We start from the raw sequence: 14,423 nt of genomic DNA on the forward strand, positions 1-14,423 counted from the left end.
TGTCAGTCTTTTTCGAAGATGCCGGCCTTGGCCACGACGCCGGCAATCGCCCCGCCGATCAGCGGCGCGACGATGAACAGCCAGAGTTGGCTGAGCGCAGCACCCCCGGAAAACAGCGCCGGGCCGATCGAGCGCGCCGGGTTGAGCGAGGTGCCGGTGACCGGAATGATGGCGAAGTGCAGGCCGGCCAGCGTCAGGCCGATGACCAGGCCGGCGAAGGCGGTTGTGTGCTTGGCATTGGTGACACCGAGGATGACGGTGACGAAGGTGAAGGTGCCGATCAGCTCCCACAGGAAGGCCGAGCTCACGCCCCATTTCGTTTCATCCCAGCCATTGGCGCCGAAGCCGCCGGTATGGCCGCCGGCCTGGCCGGAAACGATAATCCACAGCGCCAGCGAGGCGATGATGGCGCCGACGATCTGCGCGATCCAGTAGGGAACGACATCCTTGGCCGCCATCCGCCCCGCCAGGAACACGCCGAGCGTCACCGCCGGATTGAGATGCGCGCCCGAGATCGGGCCGATCGCATAGGCCGCGGCGATCAGGCCGATGCCGAACGCCAGGCCGATGCCTTCCTGTCCGAGCGGCAGCGCGCCGCCGAAACCGCCCGTGACCACAGAGGCCGTGCCGATGAACACCAACAAAAACGTGCCGAGAACTTCTGCCAGATAAGTCTTCATTGCCCTCTCCTCATAGGATCCGTCGAAACCGCGTTAACCGCGTCGCGAATCACTGCCGAAAGAGTATTCCTGCCGGCAACACTTGGAAAGCTGAGAGGTTAATCCAGCTGCCTTGCTTGCGCCCGCTAGTCAAAGACATTAGAGACCTTTCATATTCTGATCGCTTGTTCTTGTTTTTCCCGCGGCACCGCTTGCGAAGGAAAAACCGTTCGGGGAAATTGCGTCGCGCTGAAACCCTGTTTCACCGGCAAGCCGAATAGAATTGTTTCAATCCTGGCCTGAAAAGGCTTTAAGAGCGGCTGGAACCGATTTGCAGGAGCTACGGAAAACGGGATGCGATTGGGCGGAAGGCTGGCGGCGGCCATAGAGGTTCTCGAAGATATCGGCCGGCGCCACCGGCCGGTGGCCGATGCCCTGCGCGACTGGGGCCTGTCGCATCGCTTTGCCGGCGGCGGCGATCGCGCGGCGATCGGCAACATCGTCTATGACGCGCTGCGCCGCAAACGCTCGGCCGGCTGGCTGTTCGGCGAGGACACGCCGCGCGCCATCGGGTTCGGCGCGCTTCTCTTGGAGTGGGGGCAAACGGCGCAGTCGCTCAACGATGCGCTCGATGGCGACAAGTTCGCACCGCCGCTGCTCAGCGCCGGCGAGTTGAAGGCGGCGACCGAGCGCAGGCTTGCCGATGCGCCAGACGCCGTGCGGGCGGATGTCCCGGACTGGTGCGCGCCTTTGCTCGAACGGGCCTATGGCGACGCTTGGGTCGAGGAAGGCGCGGCGCTCGCCCAGCGCCCGCCGCTGGATCTCAGGGTCAACACGCTCCAGGCCGATCGCGCCAAGGTGCTGGCCGAACTCCAGGGCACGGGTGCAGCGCCCGCGGCGATCGCGCCGCATGGCATCCGCATCCCACCGATCGACGGCGATGGGCGGCACCCCAACGTTCAGGCCGAGCCCGCCTTCCAGAAAGGCTGGTTCGAAGTGCAGGACGAGGGCTCGCAGCTTGCCGCAGCGCTCGCGGGCGCCGAGCCCGGCATGCAGGTGCTCGACTATTGCGCCGGCGCCGGCGGCAAGACGCTGGCGCTGTCGGCCGAGATGGACAATCGGGGCCAGCTCTTTGCCCATGACGCGGAGAAGGTGCGGCTGGCGCCGATCTTCGAACGCATCCGCCGTTCGCACAACCGAAACATCCAGGTCGTCAGCAAGCCGGCGGAGCTTGCGCCGCTTACCAGGCATATGGACCTCGTGCTGATCGACGCGCCCTGCACCGGCAGCGGTACCTGGCGTCGCCGCCCGGACGCCAAGTGGCGATTGACCGAGCGACAGCTCGACGCCCGAAAGGCAGAGCAGCAGGCGATCCTCGATACGGCCCAGGCCTTCGTCAAGCCGGGCGGCTTGCTGGTCTACATCACCTGCTCGGTGTTCGACGCCGAAAACGGCGAGCAGGTCGCGGCGTTCCGCGAGCGCCATGAAGGCTTTGCGCCGGTCGATCATCGCCAGCTCTGGGACAGCCGCTTCCCCGGCCATGAAGGAGCCGCGCGCATTGCCGGCAACGGTGGCATCTCGCTGTCGCCGGCGCTGAGTGGCACCGACGGGTTTTATTTCCACGCCTTGCGCAGGGCGGCCTGAGCGCCGCGCGACTTTGCTGCGCTGCAACATAAAAGATTGCCTGTGCTGCCTGCCTCTGCAATAAGCTTCGCCAGCAAAACGTGAGGCGGAGACCATGGCAGCCAAGATCGTACCCGCTCCCGACTTCGAGGAACGCGTGAGGACGTCCTTTGCCCGGCAGAAAGCCATGGCCACCATCGGCGCCGAGCTGACCCTGGTGACGCCGGGCATCATCGAGATCGAGATGCCTTACTCGGCTTCGCTCACCCAGCAGCACGGTTTCCTGCATGCCGGCGTCATCTCCACCGCCTTGGATTCCGCCTGCGGCTATGCGGCCTTTTCGTTGATGCCGGAAAATTCCGGCGTGCTGACCATCGAGTTCAAGGTGAACCTTCTGGCGCCGGGCAGGGGCGAGCGCTTCCTGTTCCGCGGCTCGGTGACCAAGCCCGGCCGCACCATCATCGTTGCCGACGGACAGGCCTACGCCTTCGCCGCCGACGGCGAGGCCAAGCTGATCGCCACCATGACCGGCACCATGATGACGGTTGTCGGCCGCGACGGGATCGAGGGGTGACGAGCTGGCCGCGCAGCGGACGAAAAGCCCCCAAATGGGCTTTTCGAGCGACGAGCGCCCGGAGCCATAGCGAAGGGCCGGCAGGCGGCGAGGGCACGTTGCCGCTTTCCTTTTCGTAGTGGTACAAACAGGGGTGGAGTCGCCATGACCGTCAAAGTGTCACGCCTGTCGGGCAAGTCCGTTCTCTTCGTCATGGCGGCGGAGGCCGAATACGGCCCGCATCTGAAAAACCTGTTCACGCCGCTGATGACCGGCGTCGGTCCGGTCGAGGCTGCTGTGCGGCTGAGCGCGGAACTCGCGGCGTTGAAAGCCGAGGGAGCGCTTCCGGACCTGATCGTCTCGCTGGGCTCAGCCGGCAGCCGCAAGCTGGAGCAGGCCGAAATCTACCAGGCCGTGTCGGTCAGCTATCGCGACATGGACGCTTCGCCGCTCGGCTTCGAGAAGGGCGCGACGCCCTTCCTCGACCTGCCGGTGACGGTGCCGCTGCCGTTCGTCATCCCGGGCATCAAGACCGCCTCGCTCTCGACCGGCGGCGCGATCATCACAGGCGCCGCCTATGACGCCATCGATGCCGACATGGTCGACATGGAGACCTTCGCCTGCCTGCGCGCCTGCCAGCTCTTCGGCGTGCCGCTGATCGGGCTCCGTGGCATTTCCGACGGCGCGGCCGATCTCAGGCATGTCAACGACTGGACGGAATATCTGCACATCATCGATGAGAAGCTGGCCGCGGCCATCGGCTTGCTGGAACAGGCGATCGAATCCGGCTCGATCCGACTGGCATAGGCGCAAAAGGACGGAAAGCCGCAGCGCGCAGCCCATTGCGCCGACTCGTTTCTTTCTCTAAAGGCTCGCCATGACGACAGCCAATCATCCCGACACCGTACTGCCCGACACTGTGCTGATCATCGATTTCGGCAGCCAGTTCACGCAGCTCATCGCCCGCCGCATCCGTGAGGCCGGCGTCTTTTCCGAGATCGTGCCGTTCCAATCGGCCGAAGCGGCCTTCAAGCGCATCAACCCGAAAGCGGTGATCCTGTCCGGCGGCCCGGCCTCGACCACCGACATCGGCAGCCCGCGCGCGCCGCAGATCGTCTTCGACGCCGGCGTGCCGGTGCTCGGCATCTGCTACGGCCAGATGGTGCTTTGCGTGCAGATGGGCGGCGTCGCCGAAAGCTCCAACCACCGCGAATTCGGTCGCGCCTTCGTCGAGATCGAGAAGGAAAGCCCGCTGTTCGAGGGCCTGTGGGCGCCCGGCCAGCGCCACCAGGTGTGGATGAGCCATGGCGACCGCGTCATCGAACTGCCGCCGGGCTTCCAAGTGCTCGGCAAGTCGGAAAGCTCGCCCTTCGCCATCTTCGGCGATATCGAGCGCAAGATGTACGGCATCATGTTCCATCCGGAAGTGGTGCACACGCCGGACGGCGCCAGGCTGCTCAGGAACTTCGTCCACAACATCGCCGGCATCGAGGGCGACTGGACGATGCGCGCCTATCGCGAGCATGCGGTGGAATTGATCCGCAAGCAGGTCGGCAAGGGCAAGGTCATCTGCGCGCTGTCGGGCGGCGTCGACTCCTCGGTCGCCGCACTTCTGATCCACGAGGCGATCGGCGACCAGTTGACCTGCATCCTCGTCGACCACGGCCTGATGCGCAAGGACGAGGCCCAAAGCGTGGTGGAGATGTTCCGCCAGCACTACAACCTGCCGCTGATCCTGGTCGATGCGTCCGACCGCTTCATCTCGGCGCTGGAAGGCGAGGCCGATCCGGAGAAGAAGCGCAAGACCATCGGCCGCCTGTTCATCGAGGTGTTCGAGGAAGAGGCGAAGAAGCTCGGCGGCGCCGATTTCCTGGCGCAGGGCACGCTCTATCCCGATGTCATCGAAAGCGTTTCCTTCTCAGGCGGCCCGTCGGTGACGATCAAGTCGCACCACAATGTCGGCGGTCTGCCCGAGCGCATGAACATGAAGCTGGTCGAGCCGCTGCGCGAACTGTTCAAGGACGAGGTGAGGGCGCTCGGCAAGGAACTCGGCCTGCCCGAGAGCTTCATCGGCCGCCATCCCTTCCCAGGCCCGGGGCTTGCCATCCGCTGCCCGGGCGGCATCACGCGCGAGAAGCTGGAGATCCTGCGCGAGGCCGACGCCATCTATCTCGACGAGATCCGCAAGGCAGGCCTCTACGACGCCATCTGGCAGGCCTTTGCCGTGCTTCTGCCGGTACAGACCGTCGGCGTGATGGGCGATGGCCGCACCTACGAGTTCGTCTGCGCGCTACGCGCCGTGACCTCGGTCGACGGTATGACGGCCGACTTCTACCACTACGACATGAACTTCCTGGGTGCGGCCGCCACCCGCATCATCAATGAGGTCAAGGGCATCAACCGCGTCGTCTACGACGTGACCTCGAAGCCGCCCGGCACAATCGAGTGGGAATAAAGCTCGGTCGTTCGCCAGCATTTGGTGGCTATCGGCGCCAGCCACTTAACATGTTGAAATGTAATCTTTTTCATCTCTTTTCCTATCGCTGACTATCGCCCGCAAGCGGAATCATTTGGCGGTAGACCTGACGGTATCGCTTTCCTCATCATTCTCGCTCGAGACCGATACCGTCACCGCCTGATTTCCTAGAAGGCTAGCTAAAATTTAGGTAAGCTATTGAACTACAAGAGAAATTTTCAAACCTTGACGGTACAATCGATGACGGTAAAATCGGGCGCTGAATATGCGGCCACGCGCTCGGATTGCCCTCGCCATGCTCACCGACATTGCACTTAAGAAGCTGAAACCTAAAAACAAAATATACAAAGTTGCTGATCGTGACGGTATGTACGCCACCGTGTCCACGGCCGGGCAGATCTCGTTCCGCTACGACTACCGAATGAATGGAAGGCGAGAGACAGTCACGCTGGGCCGCTATGGTGAGGGTGGCATCTCGCTAGCAGAGGCGCGTGACCGCTGCATTGCGGCCCGAAAAATGGTGGCAACCGGACAATCGCCGGCGCATGAAAAGCAGCGTAAAAAGCGGCGCCTATCTGCAATGGCCACCTTCGGCGATGCCGGCCGGGCCTGGTTTAAGGAGGCCAAGATGGCGGATAGCACGCGCTCAATGCGCAAGGCCATCTTCGATCGAGACATCTTGCCAATCTGGGACAAAAGGCTCCTCACAGAAGTAACAGCTGGCGACTTGCGGGCGCTCTGCGCAAAGGTGCGGGACCGTGGCGCGCCGGCAACAGCCATTCACGTCCGGGATATTGTTAAGCAAATCTATGGCCATGCCATTCTGCACGGCGAGAAGATTGCCAATCCAGCGGACGAGGTAGGACCGGCTTCGATCGCCACGTTCGAGGCAAAAGACCGAGCATTGTCCCCAGCAGAAATCCGCATCGTGCTGACTGAGTTGGAACATGTGCCAACATTGCCGACGATACGGCTGGGCCTAAAGCTGATCCTGCTCACGATGGTTCGGAAGGGTGAGCTGCTGGACGCGACTTGGGACGAGGTCGATTTTGAGAACGCTGTGTGGAGCATTCCCAAAGAGCGAATGAAACGGAAAAAGCCGCATAACGTCTACCTGTCCCGCCAATCCCTCGATATCCTGATTGCGCTCAAGACTTGCGCAGCGAACTCCCGATATGTGCTGCCATCTCGCTATGACGCCGACGAACCCATGTCGCGCGCCACCTTCAATCGTGTCACAATGGCCATTGTCGACCGCGCAAAAAGACAAGAAATGCCGCTTGCGCCCTTTACAGTGCACGACCTACGGCGGACTGGCTCGACAATCCTAAACGAGATCGGATTCAATCGCGACTGGATCGAGAAATGCCTTGCTCACGAAGACAGCCGCACTTCGCGCGGTGTCTATAACAAGGCTGAATATGAGCCGCAGCGCCGTCATATGCTCCAGGAATGGGCCGACATGGTTGAGGCCTGGGCAGCGGGCAAGAAGCACACCCCCGTACTCCAGCCGGCTGCCGGGGCGGCAATCATTCTCGATCCGATTTGACAGGCCTCGTCTTGCGCGACCGGACGTCTGGACCTGGGGCGGTTTCGAGAGTCCCGGCAGACGAGGCGTTTCGCCTTGCCTGAACCCAGGCCTCGACCTCTGCTAGATCCCAAACAACACAGCGGGGAGTCAGATTGAAGCGTCGTGGGAACTCGCCGCGTTGCTCCATTTCGTAGATGGTCGTGTCCGATAAAGGGACGATTTCTCGCAATTGTGACCGGCGCACAGTTCGCACAACGTGTCGCGCCTGAATGTGCGGCAAAACCGGAAGAGATTGCTCTTCCATTATGCGTTGGCAGCTTTCAGGTTGAGTAGGGTTGCGCAATTTGACCATGCTTATGACCGGAAAGGCTCCGTGGGAGCGCATGGTCGCGTGTCTGCCCCATTTCCGATATAGCCCCCAATTGCGACCACATCGCCGTCCTTGACCAGCAGGCGGTCCTCGGGAGCAGCACTAGGGCCGTTTAGACATCGAGGCTATGCAATGTTCGAGGCGCTCCAACCGAGCCTTCTGCGAACGAAGCTCATGCCCTGCGTTCAGCAAATTGGATTTGCCTCTGGAGGAGGCAGCAATGATCAGTTCGCATTCTAACAGAGCGATACGATCTCGCATCTGCTGAGCTTCATCCTGCCGTATCCTTCTAATCCAACCCAGGCCGCGCATATTCTACCACCACCGTCCATGCAGCACGGGTAGCATTTGAAAACTAACGCCCGTCAATTCGAAAAACTCGTATTTTAACCGTCGCTAAATTCACCGGCTAATGACAACCTTGCTGGTGAAGTCAGGCCAAACCCGGTGACTTGCTCGCTCGCTTGCACGGACAATTTTAATCGATGCGGTGACGACGCAATTGCCGTAAACGACAGGCCGAAGGTCGCGGACGACTGCAATGATCGTCACGACTAGAGATTTACCCACAAGACGCTTGGAGCGCGGCGTCATGCAGTTTCTTTAGAGACGGGCGCTGAACAGGCCGAGGCAGTGCCTTTCAAGGCCGCGTGAACGCGCCCTATCTTGTCAAGCGCGTTCGGCCCGCGGCAGTGATCGGCGGCCCCTCGAACCGGCGGGAAGGCTCGCGCATGCGTCGGCAGAAAAATAGCGTCGGAGACCAAGGAGGCGAGCATATTGGCTGCGTACGGCTGCTACCATGTCGAGCCGCACGTGGCGCCCAACCTTCATTCTGCTCTCAGCCGAAATCGCTCGAAAGCGACTGTGAGGGGCAATTGGGTAACGCGCCATGCTCTTCGGCTTCGATCCTGCCCAACGGCTTCGCAAGACCATTGAGCGCATCAGCCGCGATCATGCCGACGCCGAGCTTTGCGTCGTGACTGGCGATCTCACCGACGAGGGCGATTTCGCCTCCTACGTCCTGTTGCGCGAGGCGCTGCAGGAACTGCGGGTGCCCGCCCGCCTTCTGCTCGGCAATCACGACAGGCGCGAGAATTTTATTCGCGCATTTCCTGAAGAGCCACGCGATGCGAATGGCTTCATTCAGTCGGTCCAAGACGGGACTGCCGGGCGCCTCATTTTTCTCGATACATTGGTGGAAGGCTTCGGTCATGGTGCTTTGGATCAGGGCCGGCTCGAATGGCTGCTGGCGCGCTTGGCCGAGGAACAGAAAACGCCTGCCTATCTCTTCGCCCATCATCCGCTGCAGCCGATCGGCCTGCCGCATTTCGAGCCTTGGAACATGCAGAACTGGCAAGAGCTCATGCGGGCGATCGCCGCCGCCGGCAATGTCCGGCACATTTTTCACGGCCATGTGCACGTTGATGTTGGCGGCACCTGGAGCGGCATTCCCTTCAGCGCCATCCGCGGCGTTGCGCATCAAATCATTCCGCACTTCGCGCGCAGGGACGCAGACTTTGTCGAGGATGCGCCGGCTTTTGACGTCGCGCTGATCGACGACGATGGCGTGCTCGTGCACCGTTTCGAGGTCAGCGACAGGAATGTGGTTGAAATCTCGCCCGCAGGTCCTTTCCCGGGGGTGACCAATGAAGCAGCAGAAATCTCATGAACTGGTCATTTTCGATTGTGACGGCGTCGTCGCATCGACGCCGAGGAACTGACCCGTATTGGCTCGTTGACCTTGGCTCCCGAACTGCCTGGAGTTGGCAGAGATAGCTGCGGAAACAGCTAAACCGATTTGATTGGTTCTGACGATGAATGTCGGCGCGTCATCTTCTCGCAATCGCGAATTTACTCTTCGCACCTGCACAAAAATGTGCCAAACGCGGCACCCATAGTTGGTAACGTTGGGGAAGGAGCCCTTGTTGAGTGCGGTTGCTAACACCAAGGCGATCACACCGCCGGATATTCGTTCCCGGAAGGGTGGCACTCCGCTCGTCTGCCTGACGGCCTATACCACGCGATCGCAAAGCTCGTTGATCAGCATTGTGACATTGTTCTCGTCGGCGACAGCGTCGGCATGGTGCTGCACGGCTTCCCGTCGACGCTGGGCGTGACGCTTGAGATGATGATCATGCACGGCCAGGCCGTGCGCCGCGGCCTCGAGCAGGCGCTGATGCTCGTCGACATGCCGTTCGGCTCCTACGAGGAAGGCCCCGAGCAAGCCTTCCGCAATGCTGCACGTGTCATGACGGAAACCGGCTGCGCGGCGGTCAAGCTCGAAGGTGGCGAGGCAATGGCCGAGACGATCCGCTTCCTGGCTGCACGCGGCGTGCCAGTCATGGGCCATGTCGGCTTGACGCCTCAGGCGGTCAATACCTTCGGCGGCTACCGCGTGCAGGGCAGAGGCGGTGATGCCGAGCGCGTCGCGGCCGACGCGCTTGCCGTGAGCGAAGCGGGGGCATTCGCGCTGGTGCTGGAGAAGGTCCCGGAGGTGCTCGCCGGCCGGATCACCGCAGAGGTAGCGATCCCGACGATCGGTATCGGCGCCTCGGCGGCCTGTGACGGGCAGATTCTCGTCGTCGACGACATGTTGGGCATCTTCGGCGACTTCCGGCCCAAATTCGTCAAGCGCTATGCCGAACTCAGTGAGATCGCCGGGGAGGCGATTGCGGTCTATGCGCAGGAAGTGCGCGACCGCCGCTTTCCAGCCGCCGAGCATCTGTTCGGCGATGCGCCAAGGACGGTCAATGGTGGAGAAGGCGCATGAGCATTCCGATCGCACGAACCGTCGCCGAGTTGCGCATGGCTGTGGCCGCATGGCGGCAGAATGGCCTCAAGGTCGCTGTCGTGCCGACCATGGGTGCCTTGCATGAAGGCCATCTGAGCCTGGTGCGTGCCGCGCTCGCCAAGGCGGACCGGGTTATCGTGACGCTCTTCGTCAACCCGAAACAGTTTAACAGCGCGGCCGATCTCGTGGCCTACCCGCGCACTGAGCATGACGATGCCGCCAAGCTTGCGCCGCTCGGCGCTCATCTGCTCTACGCGCCAAATGCAGCGGACATGTATCCGGAAGATTTCGCCACCACGATCTCAGTCAGTGGGGTGAGCGATGGCCTGTGCGGCGCGTTCCGTCCGGGCCATTTCGACGGCGTGGCAACCGTCGTCGCCAAGCTCTTTCTACAGACGCGTGCTGATCTCGCCTTCTTCGGCGAGAAGGATTTCCAGCAACTGCACGTCGTTCGCCGGCTCGTCCGCGATCTCGACATTCCAATCGAGATTGTAGCATGTCCAACGGTCCGTGAAGCCGACGGCCTGGCAATGTCGTCGCGCAATGTCAGGCTTTCGGCCGAACAGCGCTTAGCAGCGCCAAGGCTCGCCGAAGTCCTGTCGGCTTCGGCCGGGCGATTGTCGGCAGGATTGCCAGCCGAGCTTGTGCTTGCCGAGGCCAGGCAAGCGATCCTCGCTGCCGGTTACGACGAGGTCGAGTATCTCGAGCTACGGGCAGACCATGACCTGTCACCGCTTTCCGCCGCGGATCGACCGGCCCACCTAATCGTCGCCGCCTGGCTTGGCGGGACGCGGCTTATCGATAACGTTGGAGTTCTGCCCGGGCAGCGCCAAGGCGAGCTGCTCGCGGCAGCCAATGCCGCATGATTGAGAATGCCGCAAGGCTTGTACAAAGGTGCGTCGTCAAAATGACCCAGACAAATGGCCGGAGCAGGGAGTGGATATGGTGTTTCGATTGAAGGAGCGCCTCGGCAGGAAGTTCGAAGAAGAAGTGCAATTCTTCAAGGGCTGGCAGAAGGACAAGAAACGAGTGGGCGCGCTGATGCCAACGTCCGTTCATGCCGCGCGTCGTATGGCAAGCGTCATCGATCCGGCATCCGGATTGCCGGTTCTTGAACTTGGCGCCGGAACCGGCGTCATTACCAAGGCAATCCTGGAAAGAGGCATCAAGCCGCAACAACTGGTTTCGGTCGAGTATTCCAAGGATTTCTATGAGCGCCTGACGCGAGCCTTTCCGGGCGTGGATTTTCGATTGGGCGATGCGTTCGCGTTGGAGGAAGTGCTTGCCGAGCGGCGCGGGGAGCAATTCGACTGTGTGATAAGTGCGGTGCCGCTGTTGAGCTTTCCAATGGAACAGCGTGTCGGCCTGCTTGAGGATTTGCTGGCCCGCATTCCTGCTGGAAGACCTGTGATTCAGATCACTTACGGACCGTTGTCGCCGGTGATCAAAATGCCCGACCGCTATGTCGTGTCCCACTATGATTTCGTCGTCCGCAACATCCCGCCCGCACAGCTGTGGACTTACCGACGAGCAGTCTGACGGAGCGGGACGCGCGAGGACGGCGGGCCGTTCGCAAAATCGTCAGGACAGGCGGTGGTCGTGACGAAATTCGCATCGAGTGCGCTTTTTATAGCCGCCGCCGTTTTGCGGAGGCCGCTATGCCCTTTCGCTGGCAGGCGCACACTCATCTGCTACACCCATCGCCCTGCGGTCGACAGACGGCGAAGCCACCACGGCCGCGAAAATCTCGAGACGGCGTCTCGGTACCGGGACCGGCCTGCCATTTTTGGGAGGCGATCCGTGCAGGTGCCTGGCCCGGATCGTGCCATCTATCTCCTGAGCGAGTCATAGCCGTCGTCCATTCACCCGGCCGAACCTCCCGATTGCCGGACCCCTGATGAAGATTCCCCTGGAAAGTGACGTCTTCTTTAGAGCGTGACGGTCTGCGCCGTCTTGTGGTGCCTCAGCTTGTACGATGGCCGGCTGCCCTTCCCGTGCCACGAATGCGATGAAGTCCAGTCACTCTACCGTGCAATGGCATTCAGAAATACGACAGGAAGACCATAATAGTCGGGTTTGGCTGAAAGACTTTTCCGCAGATGCCGAAAAAAGGGGACAGCTCTTCCGGTCCTTGCAAAGCTCCTGAACTCGTTTTCGTTGGACAAGCGTGGTCGCCAGTCCAGCTCTTGCGAGTGATCGGCGCAAAAGCGATCACTCACATGGCTGCATTCTTCTGCAGTTTCCCGAAAACAAACAGCTTGCCTTCGCGCACGCCGTCTTCGAGTGGGCTCGCATTCGCCATATGCGCCGCAATCGCACTGGCCAGCATGCATCCCGTCCCGCGCATCGACGTAGCCAGACGCGGTGTGTCGAAGCGGATTGGTTCTTGATCGTGGCGCAACAGAATATCGGTTGATCGAGGTCCCGATGCATGGCCGCCCTTGATCAGCAGGGCCTGCGCTCCGGCCGCCAGCAATTCGTGGCCTTGCAACAGTGCGCCGTCGTCATCCACTGCCAGTTCCGAGCCAACCAGGAGCGCCAGCTCGATGAGGTTGGGTGTGACCAGGCGGCAAAGCGGCATCAGATTCCGCTTCATGACGGCGGTGGCGCCGGCTTCCAGAAGCGTCCGGCCTGATGTCGAGGCCAGCACCGGGTCCAGTATCGCCGGCACCTGCGGATTCTCGCGCAGCACTGCGGCAACGGCAACGATGATCTCGGCCGTCGCCAGCATGCCGATCTTGACGGCAGCCACCTCGTTGGCTTGCAGCGCGGCGCGCATCTGATCGGCCACCAGGCGGGGTTGCGAAGGATGGATTTCCATGACGGCTTCGTGCGTCTGCACCGTCAGCGCGGTGACCGCAAGGCATGTCCGCACGCCAATCGAAGAGATCGTTTCGATGTCGCGCGCAATTCCGGCTCCGCCGCTGGAGTCGGATCCGCCGACGACAAGCACATGCGGTTCTCGCCTCAGCGCCATCGATCTGTCTTTTCGATCCATTCTCGCGTGCGCGCTTGGGGATCGGCATTCAATGTGATGTCGGTGACCACCGCCGCGCTGTCCGCACCGGCCGCAAAGACACCGTCGAGTCGGTCAGGGTTGAGGCCACCAATGGCGACCAAAGGAACCGGTGCGACCCGGCGCTTCCATCCGCTGATCCGTTCGACCCCTTGCGGCGCCCATTTCATCTTCTTCAGAATGGTTGGATAGATGGGGCCGAGCGCGATATAGTCGGGCCTGGCGGCCATAGCCGTTTCCAGTTCGATATCATCATGGGTGCTCAGTCCGAGCCTTACACCGGCCGCCCTTATCCGCGAGAGGTCGGCGGTCTGCAAATCCTCTTGGCCGAGATGAACGAAGTCGCAGCCTTCCTCGATCGCCAGCCGCCAATGATCATTGATGATGAGCTGGCTTTTGTGTTGGACACACAAGGCCTTCGACCTGCGGATCTCCGCGCGCAGCCCGGTTTCATCCATCGTTTTGATGCGAAGCTGAACCAGCTTGACGCCGAGCGGCGCCAACCTTTCGATCCAGGTGGCGCTGTCGACGATTAGGTAGAAGGGATCGAGATTCATGAAAGAACGGCCCTGCCGATCGTCGGCGTCGATGGCACGGCGACGTCGCGCGGCTCGAGAAGACCCGATGCGTGGGCTTCACGACCGGCTTCGACCGCCTTACCGAAAGCACGCGCCATGCCGACCGGATATGCCGCCTTGGCGACTGCTGTGTTCAGGAGCACGGCGTCAAAGCCGAGTTCCATGACGGTGGCCGCGTGCGACGGCCGTCCGAGCCCCGCATCCACAATCAGCGGGACGCCAGGGAAATATCCGCGCATCGAGCGCAGCGCCATGATGTTGATCGGCCCGAGGGCGGAACCGATCGGTGCGCACCAGGGCATCAAGACCTTGCAGCCCGCCGCAAGCAGCCGCTCTGCGACAATAAGGTCGTCGGTGGTGTAAGGGAATACCGCAAAACCGTCTTCGCACAGGATGCGGGCGGCTTCAACCAGACCGAACACATCCGGCTGTAGCGTGTCGTGATTGCCAATCACTTCGAGCTTGATCCAGTTGGTGCCGAAGACCTCGCGCGCCATTTTCGCGGTGGTGACGGCTTCCTTGACGGAAAGGCAGCCGGCGGTATTGGGCAGGATTCTGGCGCCCAGCGAGCGGATCAACGACCAGAATTGTTCGCCGGCCCTACCGCCCGCCATCTCACGCCGCAACGAGACGGTCACCACCGACGTGCCCGATGCCTTGACTGCATCGGCAAGGATGGCCGGCGAAGGATACTGAGCCGTGCCGAGAAGCAGGCGCGACGAAAGCTCGGTTCCATAAAGCTCCAACATGCTAGCCGCCCTGCATGGGCGAGAGGATTTCGATCCGGTCGCCGTCGCTCAACTGGAACTCCGCGCGGTTGGCTTTG

General features: G+C 61.7%; 14 protein-coding genes and 1 pseudogene. 9 read left to right on the forward strand and 6 right to left on the reverse strand.

Annotated features, from left to right (window positions below):
- Window positions 1-2: 2 nt before the first annotated feature.
- Window positions 3-680, reverse strand: a complete 678-nt coding sequence (locus tag EN852_RS30395) for an aquaporin (RefSeq protein ID WP_127879589.1) — start codon at window positions 678-680, stop codon at window positions 3-5.
- Window positions 681-1,013: 333 nt separating this feature from the next.
- On the opposite strand from EN852_RS30395, the gene EN852_RS30400 reads away from it, so the two are divergent.
- From EN852_RS30400 to EN852_RS30420, 5 genes are all read left to right on the forward strand, one after another.
- Window positions 1,014-2,303: an RsmB/NOP family class I SAM-dependent RNA methyltransferase gene (locus tag EN852_RS30400; RefSeq protein ID WP_127879591.1), complete on the forward strand. Its 1,290-nt coding sequence runs from the start codon at window positions 1,014-1,016 to the stop codon at window positions 2,301-2,303.
- Window positions 2,304-2,397: 94 nt separating this feature from the next.
- The gene (locus EN852_RS30405) at window positions 2,398-2,856 is read left to right on the forward strand and encodes a PaaI family thioesterase (RefSeq protein ID WP_040997552.1); all 459 of its coding nucleotides are present in this window, start codon (window positions 2,398-2,400) and stop codon (window positions 2,854-2,856) included.
- 144 nt (window positions 2,857-3,000) lie between these two features.
- Entirely contained in the window at window positions 3,001-3,642 is a 642-nt protein-coding gene (locus EN852_RS30410; RefSeq protein ID WP_127879593.1) for a 5'-methylthioadenosine/S-adenosylhomocysteine nucleosidase, read from the forward strand.
- A 70-nt stretch (window positions 3,643-3,712) separates the two neighbouring features.
- The gene (gene guaA / locus EN852_RS30415) at window positions 3,713-5,290 is read left to right on the forward strand and encodes a glutamine-hydrolyzing GMP synthase (protein WP_127879595.1); all 1,578 of its coding nucleotides are present in this window, start codon (window positions 3,713-3,715) and stop codon (window positions 5,288-5,290) included.
- A gap of 316 nt (window positions 5,291-5,606) precedes the next feature.
- Window positions 5,607-6,860: a site-specific integrase gene (locus EN852_RS30420; RefSeq protein WP_126101887.1), complete on the forward strand. Its 1,254-nt coding sequence runs from the start codon at window positions 5,607-5,609 to the stop codon at window positions 6,858-6,860.
- Here EN852_RS30420 and EN852_RS30425 read toward each other — a convergent pair.
- Window positions 6,841-7,146: an AlpA family phage regulatory protein gene (locus EN852_RS30425; RefSeq protein ID WP_348628167.1), complete on the reverse strand. Its 306-nt coding sequence runs from the start codon at window positions 7,144-7,146 to the stop codon at window positions 6,841-6,843. The two genes, EN852_RS30420 and EN852_RS30425, sit on opposite strands and share 20 nt — an antisense overlap.
- Before the next feature lie 955 nt (window positions 7,147-8,101).
- On the opposite strand from EN852_RS30425, the gene EN852_RS30435 reads away from it, so the two are divergent.
- From EN852_RS30435 to pmtA, 4 genes and pseudogenes are all read left to right on the forward strand, one after another.
- Window positions 8,102-8,881, forward strand: a complete 780-nt coding sequence (locus tag EN852_RS30435) for a phosphodiesterase (protein WP_126101885.1) — start codon at window positions 8,102-8,104, stop codon at window positions 8,879-8,881.
- A gap of 256 nt (window positions 8,882-9,137) precedes the next feature.
- Window positions 9,138-9,982 (forward strand): annotated as a pseudogene (gene panB / locus EN852_RS30440) (3-methyl-2-oxobutanoate hydroxymethyltransferase).
- Complete coding sequence (gene panC / locus EN852_RS30445) at window positions 9,979-10,869, forward strand: pantoate--beta-alanine ligase (RefSeq protein WP_126101884.1); 891 nt, start codon at window positions 9,979-9,981, stop codon at window positions 10,867-10,869. Before panB ends, panC begins: the two are co-directional and overlap by 4 nt.
- A 76-nt stretch (window positions 10,870-10,945) precedes the next feature.
- A complete protein-coding gene (pmtA, locus tag EN852_RS30450; protein ID WP_126102846.1) occupies window positions 10,946-11,542 on the forward strand; it encodes a phospholipid N-methyltransferase PmtA in 597 nt (198 codons plus the stop codon).
- Window positions 11,543-12,218: 676 nt separating this feature from the next.
- On the opposite strand, the gene EN852_RS30455 is transcribed toward pmtA, so the two are convergent.
- From EN852_RS30455 to EN852_RS43380, 4 genes are all read right to left on the reverse strand, one after another.
- The gene (locus EN852_RS30455) at window positions 12,219-12,980 is read right to left on the reverse strand and encodes a hydroxymethylpyrimidine/phosphomethylpyrimidine kinase (RefSeq protein WP_126101883.1); all 762 of its coding nucleotides are present in this window, start codon (window positions 12,978-12,980) and stop codon (window positions 12,219-12,221) included.
- Window positions 12,971-13,576, reverse strand: coding sequence for a thiamine phosphate synthase (locus tag EN852_RS30460; RefSeq protein WP_126101882.1), 606 nt, complete (start codon window positions 13,574-13,576; stop codon window positions 12,971-12,973). The genes EN852_RS30455 and EN852_RS30460 overlap by 10 nt, the downstream gene beginning before the upstream one ends.
- Complete coding sequence (locus EN852_RS30465) at window positions 13,573-14,346, reverse strand: thiazole synthase (protein ID WP_126101881.1); 774 nt, start codon at window positions 14,344-14,346, stop codon at window positions 13,573-13,575. The genes EN852_RS30460 and EN852_RS30465 overlap by 4 nt, the downstream gene beginning before the upstream one ends.
- A 1-nt stretch (window position 14,347) precedes the next feature.
- A partial coding sequence (locus tag EN852_RS43380) for a MoaD/ThiS family protein (protein WP_189348005.1) occupies window positions 14,348-14,423 on the reverse strand: 76 nt, incomplete at its 5' end.

It is taken from the genome of Mesorhizobium sp. M2E.F.Ca.ET.209.01.1.1 (assembly GCF_004010375.2).
Taxonomy (GTDB): Bacteria; Pseudomonadota; Alphaproteobacteria; order Rhizobiales; family Rhizobiaceae; genus Mesorhizobium.

Excerpts from the sequence above, each read along its gene's own strand:
- EN852_RS30455 (WP_126101883.1), bottom strand. The coding sequence starts at position 12,980 with ATGGCGCTGAGGCGAGAACCGCATGTGCTTGTCGTCGGCGGATCCGAC.
- EN852_RS30405 (WP_040997552.1), top strand. The coding sequence starts at position 2,398 with ATGGCAGCCAAGATCGTACCCGCTCCCGACTTCGAGGAACGCGTGAGG.
- EN852_RS30395 (WP_127879589.1), bottom strand. The coding sequence starts at position 680 with ATGAAGACTTATCTGGCAGAAGTTCTCGGCACGTTTTTGTTGGTGTTC.
- pmtA (WP_126102846.1), top strand. The coding sequence starts at position 10,946 with ATGGTGTTTCGATTGAAGGAGCGCCTCGGCAGGAAGTTCGAAGAAGAA.
- EN852_RS30465 (WP_126101881.1), bottom strand. The coding sequence starts at position 14,346 with ATGTTGGAGCTTTATGGAACCGAGCTTTCGTCGCGCCTGCTTCTCGGC.
- EN852_RS30460 (WP_126101882.1), bottom strand. The coding sequence starts at position 13,576 with ATGAATCTCGATCCCTTCTACCTAATCGTCGACAGCGCCACCTGGATC.
- guaA (WP_127879595.1), top strand. The coding sequence starts at position 3,713 with ATGACGACAGCCAATCATCCCGACACCGTACTGCCCGACACTGTGCTG.
- EN852_RS30425 (WP_348628167.1), bottom strand. The coding sequence starts at position 7,146 with ATGGAAGAGCAATCTCTTCCGGTTTTGCCGCACATTCAGGCGCGACAC.
- EN852_RS30410 (WP_127879593.1), top strand. The coding sequence starts at position 3,001 with ATGACCGTCAAAGTGTCACGCCTGTCGGGCAAGTCCGTTCTCTTCGTC.
- panC (WP_126101884.1), top strand. The coding sequence starts at position 9,979 with ATGAGCATTCCGATCGCACGAACCGTCGCCGAGTTGCGCATGGCTGTG.
- EN852_RS30435 (WP_126101885.1), top strand. The coding sequence starts at position 8,102 with ATGCTCTTCGGCTTCGATCCTGCCCAACGGCTTCGCAAGACCATTGAG.
- EN852_RS30420 (WP_126101887.1), top strand. The coding sequence starts at position 5,607 with ATGCTCACCGACATTGCACTTAAGAAGCTGAAACCTAAAAACAAAATA.
- EN852_RS30400 (WP_127879591.1), top strand. The coding sequence starts at position 1,014 with ATGCGATTGGGCGGAAGGCTGGCGGCGGCCATAGAGGTTCTCGAAGAT.